At 67.6% G+C, this 14311-nt stretch carries 14 protein-coding genes and 2 pseudogenes; 9 read left to right on the top strand and 7 right to left on the bottom strand.

The genetic code is table 11. From position 1 onward, the window contains the following. Window positions 1-137: 137 nt before the first annotated feature. The 3 genes and pseudogenes from ACFYWI_RS36375 to ACFYWI_RS36365 form a co-directional block, all read left to right on the top strand. On the top strand, window positions 138-326 hold the full coding sequence (locus tag ACFYWI_RS36375) for a hypothetical protein (RefSeq protein WP_389240089.1): 189 nt from the start codon (window positions 138-140) through the stop codon (window positions 324-326). Between the two features lie 90 nt (window positions 327-416). Then, a complete protein-coding gene (locus ACFYWI_RS36370) occupies window positions 417-995 on the top strand; it encodes a dienelactone hydrolase family protein (protein ID WP_389240087.1) in 579 nt (192 codons plus the stop codon). Between the two features lie 435 nt (window positions 996-1430). After that, a pseudogene (locus tag ACFYWI_RS36365) lies at window positions 1431-1556 on the top strand (Tn3 family transposase); the annotation flags it as partial. Here the strand turns inward: ACFYWI_RS36365 and ACFYWI_RS36360 are convergent. Further along, window positions 1546-1767, bottom strand: coding sequence for a hypothetical protein (locus ACFYWI_RS36360; RefSeq protein WP_389240085.1), 222 nt, complete (start codon window positions 1765-1767; stop codon window positions 1546-1548). The pseudogene ACFYWI_RS36365 and the gene ACFYWI_RS36360 overlap by 11 nt on opposite strands. A gap of 222 nt (window positions 1768-1989) precedes the next feature. Between ACFYWI_RS36360 and ACFYWI_RS36355 the strand changes: the two genes are divergently transcribed. Next, a complete protein-coding gene (locus ACFYWI_RS36355) occupies window positions 1990-3117 on the top strand; it encodes a hypothetical protein (protein ID WP_389240081.1) in 1128 nt (375 codons plus the stop codon). Between the two features lie 37 nt (window positions 3118-3154). After that, window positions 3155-3355 (top strand): annotated as a pseudogene (locus tag ACFYWI_RS36350) (IS5/IS1182 family transposase); the annotation flags it as partial. A 152-nt stretch (window positions 3356-3507) separates the two neighbouring features. Here ACFYWI_RS36350 and ACFYWI_RS36345 read toward each other — a convergent pair. Then, complete coding sequence (locus tag ACFYWI_RS36345; RefSeq protein WP_389240078.1) at window positions 3508-3909, bottom strand: PP2C family protein-serine/threonine phosphatase; 402 nt, start codon at window positions 3907-3909, stop codon at window positions 3508-3510. Between the two features lie 62 nt (window positions 3910-3971). Between ACFYWI_RS36345 and ACFYWI_RS36340 the strand changes: the two genes are divergently transcribed. After that, on the top strand, window positions 3972-4340 hold the full coding sequence (locus ACFYWI_RS36340; protein WP_389240076.1) for a hypothetical protein: 369 nt from the start codon (window positions 3972-3974) through the stop codon (window positions 4338-4340). A gap of 259 nt (window positions 4341-4599) precedes the next feature. Here ACFYWI_RS36340 and ACFYWI_RS36335 read toward each other — a convergent pair whose 3' ends face one another. Continuing rightward, window positions 4600-6273 (bottom strand): hypothetical protein, encoded by a 1674-nt coding sequence (locus ACFYWI_RS36335; RefSeq protein ID WP_389240074.1) that lies wholly within the window; start codon window positions 6271-6273, stop codon window positions 4600-4602. 542 nt (window positions 6274-6815) lie between these two features. On the opposite strand from ACFYWI_RS36335, the gene ACFYWI_RS36330 reads away from it, so the two are divergent. Further along, entirely contained in the window at window positions 6816-7832 is a 1017-nt protein-coding gene (locus ACFYWI_RS36330) for a tyrosine-type recombinase/integrase (RefSeq protein ID WP_389240072.1), read from the top strand. Between the two features lie 132 nt (window positions 7833-7964). Here the strand turns inward: ACFYWI_RS36330 and ACFYWI_RS36325 are convergent, their stop codons facing one another. After that, the gene (locus ACFYWI_RS36325; RefSeq protein WP_389240070.1) at window positions 7965-8945 is read right to left on the bottom strand and encodes a GNAT family N-acetyltransferase; all 981 of its coding nucleotides are present in this window, start codon (window positions 8943-8945) and stop codon (window positions 7965-7967) included. Window positions 8946-9750: 805 nt separating this feature from the next. Between ACFYWI_RS36325 and ACFYWI_RS36320 the strand changes: the two genes are divergently transcribed. Then, window positions 9751-9990 (top strand): Ku protein, encoded by a 240-nt coding sequence (locus ACFYWI_RS36320; protein ID WP_389240069.1) that lies wholly within the window; start codon window positions 9751-9753, stop codon window positions 9988-9990. 112 nt (window positions 9991-10102) lie between these two features. Here the strand turns inward: ACFYWI_RS36320 and ACFYWI_RS36315 are convergent, their stop codons facing one another. The 3 genes from ACFYWI_RS36315 to ACFYWI_RS36305 all read right to left on the bottom strand — a co-directional run bounded on the left by ACFYWI_RS36315 (window position 10103) and on the right by ACFYWI_RS36305 (window position 12401). Beyond that, complete coding sequence (locus ACFYWI_RS36315) at window positions 10103-10312, bottom strand: hypothetical protein (RefSeq protein WP_389240068.1); 210 nt, start codon at window positions 10310-10312, stop codon at window positions 10103-10105. A gap of 452 nt (window positions 10313-10764) precedes the next feature. Continuing rightward, window positions 10765-11547, bottom strand: coding sequence for a calcium-binding protein (locus ACFYWI_RS36310; protein ID WP_389240067.1), 783 nt, complete (start codon window positions 11545-11547; stop codon window positions 10765-10767). A gap of 71 nt (window positions 11548-11618) precedes the next feature. Then, window positions 11619-12401, bottom strand: coding sequence for a calcium-binding protein (locus tag ACFYWI_RS36305; RefSeq protein WP_389240066.1), 783 nt, complete (start codon window positions 12399-12401; stop codon window positions 11619-11621). A gap of 1128 nt (window positions 12402-13529) precedes the next feature. Here ACFYWI_RS36305 and ACFYWI_RS36300 point away from each other — a divergent pair. After that, on the top strand, window positions 13530-14207 hold the full coding sequence (locus ACFYWI_RS36300; RefSeq protein WP_389240065.1) for a transposase: 678 nt from the start codon (window positions 13530-13532) through the stop codon (window positions 14205-14207). Window positions 14208-14311 lie beyond the last annotated feature (104 nt).

Below are 14311 nucleotides of genomic sequence, written 5' to 3'. Positions count from 1 at the left end.
ACACTGACTCTCGCCGACCGCAGCCAGATTCACCGGAGCCGTCAGTTGCCCGGCGGTGCGTCCGCGCACACCGAGGATCTGCGCGATGCGGCGTATGAAGTGGAGTAGGGACGGGTTCCCGGTGGTCGCTTGAGTCGGTGGCTGTGCATTTCAGCAGGCAGGAGATACTTGTTCGAGCCCTCCATCGTCCGTGTGGGATTTCCGCCACCACCGACAACCGAACGCTCGACGAGCGGCTCAAGGCCGCCCGCTCCAACCTCCGCTTCCAGGACCGCCGCGTCGCCGACCTCGAGGCCCGCATCGCCGATCCGGGAACAGCGACCTGATCCTGTCCAGCCGAGGCCCGTGGATGTCAGTGCTGCGGGCCATACTCGTGCTGCGGCGCCGCCCGGGCGCCGCAGCACGAGGGGAGCGACATGGCTGAGGTGCTGGTCATCCACCATGGACACGGGCTGACCGCCGGCGTTCGCGAGTTCGCCGAGCAGTTGCGACGGGCCGGACACACCGTCCACGCCCCAGACCTATACGAGGGGCAGGTATTCGACAGCCTCGAGGAGGGCGCCGGCTACGCCGAGAACGCCGGGTTCGACACGATCACCGCGCGCGGAACCGCCGCCGCCGAGGGGCTGCCTCCGGAGCTCGTCTATGTTGGCTTCTCGCTCGGCGTCCTGCCAGCACAGAAGCTGGCCCAGACCCGCCCCGGCGCAAAGGGCGCACTGCTGCTCGAGGCATGCGTCCCGATCTCGGAGTTCGGCGGCGCCTGGCCCCAGGACGTCCCGGTCCAGATCCACGGCATGGACACAGATCCCTTCTTCGCCGGGGAGGGCGATGTGGACGCCGCCCGCGCGCTCGTCGAGACGGCGACGGATGCCGAGCTGTTCCTTTACCCGGGCGACAGCCACCTGTTCACCGACAGCAGCCTGCCGTCCTACGACGAACAGGCCGCAAAGCAGGTCAACCATCGGGTGCTCGGCTTCCTCGACCGCATCAAGTAGGGGCATCAACAACCTGCTCCTGTCCGGCTGACGACCTCGCGGCCCGTTCACCGTTCCGGTGGACGGGCCGTCCCACGAGACCACCCGGACGAGCTACAGCAACGATCCCAACTCGCCGTCACGGACATGTAGTCTATGAATCGTCGCAGCTCAGAGCCGGTATCCGAGCTCCTGCGGTCGGTAAACTCGACGAAGCCCGCCACAGCGCCGACCCTGTCCATCTCATGCGCCTGTTTGCCATCTCCGACTCCACCGCCATGAAATATGTGCACGCGGCGCATCCCGAGAAGACCGGACGCGTTCACCCCTGACTCAGAAGCTGGCCCACACACCGGCCGGAGGAATGGCCAGTAGCCCCGCACTGGATCCGAGCGGTCTATTGGTCGCCAGCGAAGTGGTCGGACAAGCTCACCGACGCGGACCAGCGGGCCCTGGCCCGGCGTCGAGACCGGTGCGTACGGACTGCTGAAGCCGCTGGCCCGCAACCGGGTCAACCTGAACAAGGTGATTGCCCACTGGCCGGACATGCTGCGGGTCGCTGGCTCCCTGGTCACCAGTCGCGCGGGCCGCCCGCCACGGGGGACTGCGTGAGCAGGTCGTCGCCCTCAAGTCGGCGTCGCGGTGGGCTGCGCGGATGTGTTCGATCATCTCGGTGCAGTCGGGCGAGGCGGTCCCACGCCTCCATCAGTTCCTCGAACCCGATGTCGTCGGCGCCGCCGACCATCAGCCGGGCGCCTGGATCCATCAGGGCCTTGTGGAAAATGTTGGCCACCGACCGAAGGAGGGCGGCAGGGAGATGTCGGCTTCGGCCGCGCCCTCGCGCAGGGTCCCGTCGAAGTTCCTTCTGGGGCCGCGCCGGTTGCGCAGGGCCTGATCGGGGGACGCCGGGCGCCAAGTCGCCTGTCGCGCTCGACCGCCACATAGGGGGGCGTTACAACGGGACCTCGGGCGAAAGAGCCGTCGCGCCTGCGCACCCCCCGACCGGATTGAGACCGTGACAGATTTCCTGCCTGCCGCTGCGGCGCACGCGGTGCGGATCGTGCTGGTCGCCGACCCCGGAGTGGCGTCGGAGATCGCCCAGGAACTGGCCGACAAGCTGCCGCAGCAGCTGAGACGGCGGGTCCGCGCGGACGTCGACTGGCGGGTGACGGCGCGCACGGCACCCCTGGTCGCGGACGAGCAACTGGACGTCTCCTCCGCGGCCGACGTCGTACGCCCATTCCTCCCCGAGGGCGACTGGGAGGCCGGAGTCTTCCTCACCGATCTGCCTCGACGAGCCGGCCTGAGCCCGGTCAGCGTCGAGGTGAGCCCGGCGGACCACATCGCGCTGGTGTCCCTGCCTGCGCTCGGCTCCTGGCGGATGCGACAGCGCGCCCGGCATGTCGTCGCGGATGTCGTCGCCATGCTCACCCGGGAACGTGCCGATCTCGCTCCGTCCCCGGAGGAAGCCAGCCGGCTCGAAGCTTCGGGGGCCGGCGAGGGTGGCCTGGAACGCTTCATCGTGCCCGGCCTGCGCGGCCATCTGAGTCTCGTCACCGGTATGGTGCGGGCCAACCGGCCCTGGCGGCTCTTCGCCACCCTCTCCCGCGCACTGGCCGGTGTCTTCGCCACCGCCGCCTTCGGCCTGATCAATACCTCGACCTGGACCATCTCCTCGGGCATGGACGTGGGGCGCCTGATCGGGGCCTCTGTTGCGTCCCTCCTCGCCCTCACGGCATGGATCATCATCGATCACGAGCTCTGGGAACGCCCTCACGATTCGCTCTCCCGCTCCTTCTCCCGCCTCTACAACACAGTCACCTGCGTGACGATCACCTTCGGTGTGCTCTCCCTGTACGTGGTCCTGTTCCTCGCCCTCTTCGGCGTCTCCAAGCTCATCCTGACCCCGTCGGTCTTCGGCACGGTTATCGGGCAAGACGCAACGGTCCACGACTACGCCGTGCTCGCCTGGTTCGTCAGCTCCATGGGCATGGTCGGGGGTGCGTTCGGATCCGGACTCGAAGACGACGGCACCGTCCGCAACGCGGCGTACGGCGAGCGTCAGCGCCAGCGGTGGCAGAAGCTGCGAGAGGAGAAGAAGGCGCGGGAAGAGCTGGAGAGGCGAGACGTAGAGCGCCCCTGAGCCGAGCCCTGACCATCTCCCAGGTGACTGCTGCTGATATCGCCGCTGGCGGCCCCCGGTCGAACGCGCCATCGCCTGGCTCTTCGCCAACGGCAACCGCAGGGTCCCGCACCACGGCGTCATCGCCAACAACGTCTGGCTCCACCACTGCGCCGCCGCCCTCAACCTCCGCCGACTGATCACCCTGGGACTCACCCGGACCCGCAGCACCTGGCACCTCGCCCAGGCCACCACATAGCGAAAAGGAGCCGCCCGGCCTGCGGCCGGACAGCCCCTTAACAAGATTTTCAGCAGTCTTCCTAGCCCAGTCAGAACGTGTGCTACGGAGGTTTGACGGATGGCAGTGCCACGGCAGCCTGCCGGGCTTCCAGGTGCCATGGCCGCGACGGCTCACTGACCGGGCGGCTGCCATTCGATCATCAGAATCGTGGCGTCGTCGGTGAGTTCGTTGTGCCGATGACCGAGGATCGCGTGGATGAGCAGGCGGAGCACTTCCGGGGCGTTCTGCCCGGCGGCGGTCGACCGAATGATGTAGTCGGTGAAACGCTCCAGGCCGAATTGCTCCCCGCCCTCGTCGCGCGACTCCACGACGCCGTCCGTGTAGAGCAGTATCCGGTCACCGGGTTCGAGGCTTGTCTCGTGCACCTGCCGGGGTCCGCCGGTCAGGCTGGCGGGCAGGCCCAGCGGAGGTTCGGAAGCCCGCTCCAGGGCCTTGTCAAGCAGGCGCTGGCCGCGGATGAGCAATGGCGCCGGGTGACCGCAGTTGGACCATTGCGGCACGCCAGTCGGCATGTGCAGCTGGGTGCTCGCGTTCGAGCAGCTGGGCCGGCGCCTGGGAGGCTGTCATCGGCGCCGTGACGGGCACACTCGCCCGTCCGACCAGCCTGCTCCTGGGCCGCTTCGACGACATTGGCCGGCTCCGGTACACCGGCCGCACTGTTCCTCTGTCCGCTCAGGCAGCTCAGGACGTGGCGGGACTGCTGTCGTCGGCCGACTCGGGGCATCCGTGGCAAGGACGAACGTTCACCGCTGGCTGGGGAACCCGCGAGACCCTCGACGTCACTTTGGTCGATCCCCCACTGGTCGCGGAGATTAGTGCGGACATCTCCTTGGATGCTGCGGGACGCTGGCGCCATCCTGTGCGGTTCGGCCGCGTCCGCGCGGACCTCACCCCTGCGAACACGCCCCTGTTCGGTGCCGACAACGAGCCGAGCATTGGCTGACCAGGGCAGACGCGCGCACGTCGGTCCGCTTCCGACGCTTCACCGGCGTCCAGCCGACTCTTCTTCGTGTGGTCAGACCCGCGGCCGAGACCGGCTGAGCCAAGGGGGGCGTGCGACCTGCGGCGAACGACGCGCGGACGGCGCCGACCGCTCGTCGGGTCCGCCGCATCGCCGCAGGTCGGCGACACCCGACAAAGCCCTACCAGGCGGTGTCTTCAAATGATCTTGAGTGGTGGATCATGGTCGGGTTCGCGGGTCGTCAGCAGCAGCCGCCTTCCGCCGCGCCGGCGACGGCTTCGAGACGGCAGAAGCAGGACGCGTTGATCGGTACGTCCGCCATGGCGGAAGCGAGCTTCAGTTGCTGGGCCACGATCTGCGCTTCCGCGCTCTTGCCCAGGCGCAGGAGACACTCGTGGAATCCGTGCAGTGCCCATACGTTGCCGGGGTGTTGCGAAGGACGCGGCAGCGTGTCGTCGAGGCCCAGGTCGGCCCGGTAGGCGGCCTCCGCCTCTTCCACACGTCCCTGTTCGAGAAGCAGGGCGCCGTACGCGTGCCGTGTGGGCTGCATCCATCCCCACGGCTCGTCGTAGGGAAGGTTGTCGTCGAGTGTGATCGACCGCTCCAGTGCGGCGAAGGCGGCGTCGTGGTTCCCCTTGCGGTACGCCAGTTCGCCGTCGAGCATCTCCGACGCGATCGCGAGGATGTCGACGCAGGTGTTGTTGAACAGCATGCGTGACTCGGGTACGCGCGAGACGGCCTGACGGAACAGTTCGCGTTCGGTCTCCGCCTCGGGAATCCGGCCGGTCGCCGAGAAGGCGACGCCGCGGGCGTAGTGGAGCATCGCCGTGGTCGCGCAGTACAGCTCCGGGTCGGCGGGCAGCGGCAGTTCCAGGATGTCGGTCCAGCGGCCGAAGCGGATGAGCACGTGTACCCGCATGGCGAGGAAACCCTCCAGCCAGTCGGCCATGGGCGGACTCTGCACCCTCAGCAGTTCCTCGGGGATGGAGGCTTCGAGCTGTGCGGCGGTCTCCAGGGCGGTCGCCGACTGACCGAGGAACATCGCACCGTAGATCTTGAAGTGGTAGTTGTGCGATCGGTACAGGGTGTAGAAGTTCATCGCGCCGGCCCGCGCGTAGTACTTCTCGTCGGCGGCGATCGCGGTGGTGTTGTCCGACACCACACGCCGGTAGTCCCCGCAGAGCACCTCCAGGTGTGTGGGCATGTGCTGCAGGTGCCCGGCATCCGGCACGAGGCCGCGGAGCTGGTCCGCGACGGGCAGGGCGGCCTCGGGGGTCGGGGACATCTCCATGAGGTGGATGTACATGTGCAGAAGGCCGGGGTGCGTCTTCCCGGGCCCGGTGCCGATCGCCCGATCGAGGACCGCCTTGGCCTCCAGCGTGCGGGAGCCTTCCGCCGGCAGCCCGGTCCGCAGGTCCCACAGCTGCCATGGCGTGAGGTTCATCTGCGCGTCGGCATGGAGTGTGGCGACATCGAGGTCGTCGGGAGCGAGTTCGTACACGGCGCGCATCCTGTCGGCGTAGGGCTTGTTCCACACCGAGCAGTCCTCGACCGCTTCCGCCTGCGGATACCGGTACCGCAACGCCTGGATCAGGGCCTGCTCGACGGGAGTGGCGCCGGCCGCCTTCTCGTGGGCGCGTTCGACGGCCGCGTGGGTGCGTTCGACGGTTCGGGCCAGGTCCTCGCCGTCGAAGAACTCCCAGGGCTTGTTGTAGTTCGGACCGAGGGCGTAGGCGATGCCCCAGTAGGCCATCGCGCAGTCCGGATCCGCCGCGGCGGCGGCTTCGAAGCAGGAGACGGCCTCATCGTGGTGGAAGCCGTACGACCAGAGCAGCCCGCGGTCGAACCACATCTGGGCGGACGGGGAGAACGTCGTCACGGGGCGGGTGTGGGTGCCGAGGTCGTAGTAGTCCATCCGTCTCTCCTGAAGGTACGGTCCGGTCAGCCAGGTGGCGCGTACGAGCCGTTCGGCCCGGCCGGACATGTGGACGCGCCGCGACCGGCACGCGCTGTCCCAACGTGGTGAGGGTCTCCGGGGACACCTGTGGCCGAGGGTAGAACCGATCTCGCCCGGCCGGGAAACGCACGCGTGCGTGCGGGTTCCGCGGGTATGTGCCGCCGGGCGGTCCGGCGTCAGCCCGCCTGCTCAGGTAGGTGGCACCCAGGGTGGCGATCCCCGTCAGTCGATGCCCGCCCGCGCGCCCCGGCCGAGGGACGTGAGGTCAGGGCTCATTCGTCTGTGTGGCTGATGGGTATCTGATAGGTCGCTGGGGTGTTTGGCTCGTTAGTCCGTACGTGATCCATCGAGCTGAGAAGGCTGAAGTACCAGCCTCCTCAAGGGTGGCCTGGGTGGTTGTTGACGGGGACTTCCGGCTTCATCGTGCAGCGACTGCGTTCTTGGACCAGGTTCGTGGTCTGGGCCGGTCGGTGAACACTGAGCGGAACTACGCAAGCCGGGTGGCTCTGTACCTGACCTGGTGTGACGAGCGTGGTCTGCGGTGGTCGGAGCCGGGTTTCGAGAACCTGCTGAGGTTTCGGGACTGGCTGGTCAGCGTCCCTTTGCCGTCGCGGGGCCGCAAGAACCGGTCGGTGATCCGCTTCCGGCAGGACGGCAGTGCCAACGCGGTTCTGGGGACGATGACGCAGTTCCTGCTGTTCGGTGTCGGGCCAGGCTGGGTCTCCGAGCAGGTCGCCCTGTCCTTGGCCAAGCCGAAGTTTCTGCGGTTTTGGCCGGACGGGGCCGCAGGTGAGGGCGGTGGCGCCAGGGTCGTCACGGAACGGACCTTGAGGTTCGCCACGACCGACCCGGGCATCGAGTACCTCACACCGGACCAAGTCGAGTTGATGATCCGGATGGCTCGGAATGCCCGTGACCGCTTCCTGATCGTGCTGATGAGGGCCACCGGCATGCGGATCGGCGAGACGCTGGGCATGCGCCGGGCCGATGTCCATCTCCTGGCCGACTCGCGTGATCTGGGCTGTCACGTCAATGGCCCCCACGTACATGTTCACCGGCGGCGCGACAACGCCAACAACGCGCTGGCGAAGTCCCGGAAGCCCCGCACCGTCCCGGTGACCGCGGACGTCGCCGGCTACTACCGGGACTACCAGTGGGAACGCGAGGCCATCCCGGATCCCGTCGCCAAAGCTGCCCAAGGCCGCCGGGCAAGCCCCGCCAGCCTCCACACCGACTTGGCCATGGCCCTCGAGGAGATCAAAGAACTCCGCGTGGAACGCGATCAGCTCCGAGCCGCTATGCGGCAGCACCTCGGACATCAGCTCGACCAGATCAGCAACCGGAAACTGACCGAGCGGATCACCGAACTCACAGAAGCCAACAGGAAACTCGAACGCGAGCTGGCCCAGCTCCGGCCACTCGCCGATCAGATCCAGGAACTCCAGCAGGACCTGGCTACGGCCCGCACGAGCTTGCGGCAGATGATCCGGGACGGCAATCAGCACAAACCAACCTGAAGGCAGACCGCTTGGCTCTGTCCATGAGAAGGGACAGCGGTCCGGGAGGTGTCTGGCCGTCGGCGCCGACGCGGAATGTTCACGGGTTCGGGCAGCACCGGGCCTTCCTCGCGGGCCGAGTGTGGCGGGGTCTCAGCGCCAGTCGTCGATCACGTAGGCGTCGGGGTGGCTGTAGCCGGGTTCGTTGGGCCTGTGCATGGTCACGCCCTGCAACCAGGTGCGGAACCCGCGGTCGACCATTCGCCGGTAGGCATCCGGGCGGCCCAGGTTCATCCCGGCGTCCAGTTGACCCAGTCCGCGCTCGGCGGCCAGCTGCTCGCACGCGGTGAGCAGTCGTTCGAACCGGTTGGCGGCCTCCGGGCCAGGGCGTACGGCGCCGAACTTGACGAAGCACACGTCCTCTCCGGCCTCCGACCCGGCTCCGCAGTGGCAGACGGCCAGGCCATCGAGCTCGGAGCCGGCGCCCTGGAGCAGGATGGTGTCACCGAGCCCCTGCGCGTGCGTGGCCACGATCTCGCGTTCCAGGCTCAGGCCCTCGTACACGGCCCCGGTCAGTGCGCGACAGAGGCTCAGGGCGTCGGGCTGCTCGGCGGCGGGCAGCTTGCCGTACAGCACTCGGCGGGGGACCGCGGCACTGCCTGCGACCTGCTTCCTCATGATGGCTGTGAGGAATCGGGGCCAGAAACCGTACCGGCGGTAGAGCTCAAGGTGCTTCGGACTGTGCGAGAAGGTGAACAGGCCCAGGTGGCGGTTCTCCCAGGTGTCGAAGCAGTCCATGACCGGCTCCATGAGGCGCCTGCCGACGCCCTGGTCCCACAGGTCCGGACGCACGGTCAGCGGGCCGAAGTACCCGACGCTGCCCCAGTTGGCGGCGAAGTTCGATCCGGCGACTTCCCCCTCGACCGTCGCTGCGAAGGCCGCCTGTGGATCGGCCGCCCAGCGGGTGCGGACGTAGTCGGCGGTCCCGAAGAACGTCTTCGGCTCGGGAGCCCCGAGGAACGTCCCGAAGGCGACCCTGAAGATCTCGTCGGCCCGATCCAGGTCCGCCTCACCCAGCGGGCGGACCGACAACGGGCCCGTGCCACTCTTGCGCTCCCCTGCCGGTGGGGCCATCGCTCTCTCCTTCCCGACCCCCTGTTTCATCGCACCACGGGCGTGCGCCGCAGGCGAGGCGAAAGGTCCACCTATACCCAGGGACCGAGGACCCGGCCGGTCTGCCTTGCCTGTCCGCCGGGAACTGCAGCAGTCACCAGGCCGAATACCGACCGGTTGAACAACGGCTACTACGGGTACCGAGGCCCAGAAAGGCCACCCCCTGCCCGGGACGGGGAGTCAGTCGACGGGTGCTGTCCGTTCTCGTGAACATCGACCTCGGCCCCGGGCGGGCGCCTCCCAGAGTGCTGAACAATCGCCGTCGTGATCCGTGAACAAAACCAACCGCTCTCGGTTGACCGTCTGCGTTGACGAGACTGACCTCACGTCCCTCAGCCAGCCACATCGCTCTGACCTGGGCAGATAGGCGCGAGATCTAGATAAGGATGGTGACCAGACCGAAGCTGATCGCGCCGGACCAGACGGGGCGGGGCATGACGAACCTCCGTAACAGCCCCGAGACCGCCAGCATAGAACGGGCTGGTGTGGGAGGCATGCGGAGGCAGGCAGGCGCCGGCCCTCACATGTGAAGGCCCGGGAGGGACGGCTGGCCCCTGCCCTAGTCGCTGCCCGCGTTCTCGGCAGGCTGCGCAGCCCTGGGTCTGCTCCCCACGCTCTTCACTCGGGTGGAGGCTTAACAAGTGTCGCTGGCCGACGCTTGACACATGCCCGACACGGCCAGCACCGCTGAACATCTCCAGAAGTCTCCCGCGCAGGTCAAAGGGGGTGTGAGGCTTGATCGGCGCAATCTCTTCGGAAGAACTCGATGGCGGACGGCCGCATGGTGCCCCTCACCGACGAGGACCTCGCGCATCTTCCTCTCCCGACGAAGCGCACTATCGACGTGCTTGGCTTCGTCCCGGGCCAGGACGTCGGCCCGATCAGTTACAGCCGGCCGTACTACGTCGGGCCCGGCGGACCGGAGGCCGACCGGTCGTATGTCCTGCTCGTCGAGGCGCTCGCCCGGAGCGGAATCTTCGTGGAGGAGACGGCGGGAGCGTTGTAGTGCTCGACGACGGATCCCCGCATGATTTCCTGGATTACTGGCGGGAGGGGGTTATTCCGGTCGTGCACTATTCCCCTCCGGCCAGTAGTCCTCGATGGGCCTCGGCGGCTTGTCAGGAGACCGTCGTCGGGGTATCTCGCAGGGTGACGTTGGCGTGGCTCTCCTGGAAGCTCTGGTCTGAAACGAGCGTCAGCCGGGCCGTGGACCGGAACTCTGGCAGGGTGGCGGAACCGCAGGAGCCCGCGACGGTCGAGCTGCGCACGCCCCTGGTGCGGCACATCGTGGGCGAGCAGTCGGCGATCGAGCTGCACTCCCCGTTCACGCCCGCGATCATGCAGGCCGTCAGCACACCGGAACTCGCGATCGCGCTCGCTCGCAACGGCGGTCTGAGCTTCTTGTTGTCGCCCGGTCTGTGGGTGCATAAGGAACAGGTGCACCGCGACTGCCTGTCGCTGCAGCACCGTGCGGTTCTCCCTTGCTGGTTCGACGGCTCCTGGCACGGTGGACCCGGCGAGAGAAGCAGGCGGGCAGTGATGAGCTTTCGAGTGGTGATGCCTTCGACACGATGTCGCCGTCCGGCCCGTGGCCGAGATGACCGTGGTTGCCCGGGTGCGTGCTGCGGGAGACCATGCGGCAGGAACCGCTGGACACGATCTCCCGCAGCCCGTGGTCAGTCGGTGCGATGCTCGTCGGCCGGGGCGAGGGGCAACGGGCTGTGCCCCCCGGCCTGCCGCTTCACGCGCTCTCAGCCGCGAACACACACCGGACGTGCTGTCAGGGGCAGTTGACCATCGAGTCTCCGGTGTCGCGGTTGCAGGAGTCGAAGGCGAGACCGCCGTCGAGGCTGTCGTTGGCGTTGACGCCGTCGGTGGCGTTGAGGGTGTCGTTGCCCTCGTCGCCGCTCAGGGTGTCGTTGCCGCTTCCTCCGGCCAGGGTGTCGTTGCCACTGTTCCCGTTGAGGGTGTCGTTGCCCTCGTTGCCGTTGAGGGTGTCGTTTCCGGCGTTGCCGTTGATGGTGTCGTTCCCTCCCAGCCCGGAGATGGTGTCGTTCCCAGGACCACCGTTGATGGTGTCGTTGCCCGGAGTCGCTGCCGTGAGGCCGAAGACCCCGGTCGGGTCGTCGCCGACAAGCTGATCCGCGCGGGGGCCGCCGTTGAATTGGTCCTTGCCGCCGCCCCCGTAGAGAGTGGCGGGAACATCCAGATTCGGGGAGACCGTGATGTCGTCATCGGCGTCCTGGCCGTTGACCTGCACGGACGTGGGGAGCGGGCACGCTGCGATGCTCTCCGACCGTGTCTCGCAGGGGGCGACGGCGCGCACCTCGTCCGCGTTGTCCGACACGAGGACGACGCTGCCCTGGCGGCGGATGGTGATGTCATTGGCCACGCCCTGATCCGCCGTGACGAGCAGGGTGCCGCCGGCCATCTCGACCACCGTGGCGCCCGCGAGGTGCCGGGCCTCGGCGGTGAGCGGGGCCGCCGAGGCAGAGGTGCCGGTCAACGCAGCGCAGAGGAGCGCTCCGGCCGACAGGATCACGTAGATACGTCGCACTGTCATGGTTGTGCGTCTCCTTCGTCGTGTTGCTGTCGCACTGCGGGTCTGTCTCCGCGCCGTTCGCGCTCGCCGGTTCACGGGCACTCTGTGACACTGTCGCCCAGGTCGGCCGTGCAGTTGTCGGCCTCCGTGCCCCCCTGGACGTAGTCGTTGCCGCTGACCTCGTCGACGGCGTTGATGCTGTCCCGGCCCGCGCCCCCTTCCACGAAGTCGTTGCCGGTGCCGGCGACCACCTGGTCGCCGCCGTTGCCACCGCTCACCACATCGTTCCCGGCGCCTGCGTTGATGACGTCGGAGCTGGCCCGGCCCTCGATCGAGTCGTTGCCGGCGCCGCCGAAGATCCGGTCCGCGCCGCTGGCGCCGGTGAGCGTGTCGTTGCCGCCTCCACCGGAGAGGAAGTCGGAGCCTTCGTCGCCTTCCAGGGTGTCGTTGGCGCTGCCGCCCTGGAGGCTGTCGTCACCCGCACCACCGACGAGGGTTACCCCCAAACTCGCCAGGGAGGACGTGACGTTGTCGGCCTGGTCACCGGCGTTGACGACGAACTCGGTCAGGCTGCCGGCCCCCGGACAGACGGCCTCTGTGGCGCTGATCGCGGTGCACCCGCCGAAGGCCACGATGGTGTCACCGGTGTCCCTCACCCGGATCGTGTCGCCGACCTGCCACACGGAGATGGTGTTGCCCAGGCCCACAGCGGCGGTGACGGTGACCGACGTGCCGTTCTTGCTCACCAGCGTGCCGGCCATAGCGGAGCCGGGCGGCTGGGTATCGGGTGTCGCACTCGCCGGGCCGGTGAGGTACAGCGTGAAGCCGAACACCGTTGTCAGGAGCGCAACGGTGTGGTGAAGCGCCTTGTCCATGACCTGCCTCCTGGAAAGCGTGCGGGATCGTTACTCGGCTCGAAATGCTTTTCGTTGACCAGAGGTGACATAGAGCGCGGCGCCACCCGCATGCCTAAAACTGTGTTTGCGGCTTGGGTGCGTCGGACGGTTCGGCGGGCCCGCGAGTCGTTGCATCGTCACCTTGGTACGGGACAGCGGAATTCTGCCCGCGGAAACGGCCTCTTACAGTGTGGTCGCCTTTCCGGCATTCATAACGGCAGTACGGCAGTGCGTGGTGGCTCACAGCAGAGCTGGGCGCGCGTTGTCGGAAACGTTGCCACCCATCGGATGATGTCAGGCGCCCCTTCGGCTGCCGGGCCTGAGTATGCCGTGTGGAGAACTTGTGGAGGAGAGGGTTTAGCGCCATTGAAGGGATAACTCCGCGAGGGTGATTTTCCTTTTCTGACGTGCGACGCAGGCCGTGCCGGCAGCGAGAGTGCTGCGGAAACGACGCGTCGAGGGTGGCGGAAACACCACTCATGGCTTCCGGAGCGCAGGCATGAGCCGTTCCCCCGCATCACAGCTCATCCGCTCGGTGGTAGAGCTGTGACACGACGGTCCATCTTGCCTCGGCCTTCACGTGGTTGATGTGGTCGACCAAGATGCTGTCGAACAGCCGCATTTCGTAAAGTGGCGAGCGCCATGGTGCCCAGCGGGCGGCGCGTCATGCTCACCCGGTCAGTCTTCCAGCAGGTGAGGGTCCAGTCCGCCCAGGCCGCGGAGCTCGGCCTGGTCAGGGAGACGCAGATGCAGGGGCGTGGCCGACGGGGCGGCGTCCCTCGGCGGTCACGGCTGATCACCGTGCGGCGCCCCTCCCGAGCCTCTCCTGCGGCCTTCACGGTCAGCCGATCGGGCCCTGGCGCAACCGCGATCCGGGAAGCCATGGAACCCAGGCGTCGGCAGACGCCGGAGAAAGAGCGCGCCCCGTAGTGGTGGATTCCTGCCTCCGGGACGTTTGACAGTGCAGCCGGGTGGTGACCTGGCAGCGGCAGATCAGTCCGGTGCGCCGGAGTGGACGCTCGATACCCTCGTGACTGTCGCTCGAGGGATGGGGATCGAGGTAAGTCGGTCCCAAGTCCGGCGGATTCTGCTGGCCGAGGGAGTGCGGTGGCGTCGCACGAGGTCGTGGACCAGGTCGAAGGATGCGGACTTCGCGGGAAAAGGACGCGGATCATCGAGCTCTGCACCTGCCCGCCCGACGACGCGACGGTCCTGTGTGCCGACGAGCTCGGGCCGGTGATCCCCCGGACGTTCCCGCCGGCGCCGGGCTGGTCGCCGGACGGACACCGCATCAAGGACGCACACCGCATCAAAGCCGAACTCGACTACAGCCGCAGGCCGGAGAAGACCTGGGTCTACGGAGCCCTGCGCGTCCGCGACGGGCAGCAGGTCACCATGACCGCACCGTCACGGAACAGCGTCTTCTACCAGCAGTTCCTGCAGAAAGCCGAGGACGCCAACCCCATCGGTGACATCTACGTGATCACCGACAACCTGTCCTCGCACAACAGTGTCTCCACCCGGATCTGGCTGGAGGACCACCACCCCCGCATCCGGCACGTCTTCATCCCCGTCGGCACCTGCTGGCTCAACCTGCAGGAAGGCTGGTGGCGGACCTCCCGCAAGGCCGCCCTCGCCGGCCAGTCCTTCGCCGGCCCAGACGAGATCGACCAGGTCACACACCTGGTAACAACCCAGCTCAACGCTCGTGCCAGACCGTGGATCTGGGGCAGGCCAGCGCCACCCATCAGACGACTACGCCGCCGATATGTGTACTGCCTTTAAGGAATCCAGCACTAGGGCCTGTGTGAGGTTGTGATCAGTTGTTGGGTTCTGCCTCCTTCATGGGTGGAACCCGGTAGGAATTTGCCGTGACGCGCAAGCAACTC

This window comes from Streptomyces sp. NPDC002889 (genome assembly GCF_042888425.1).
Lineage (GTDB): Bacteria > Actinomycetota > Actinomycetes > Streptomycetales > Streptomycetaceae > Streptomyces.
Note: the sequence above shows the minus strand (reverse complement) of the source record. Positions and strands in the feature narration are given on the sequence as shown.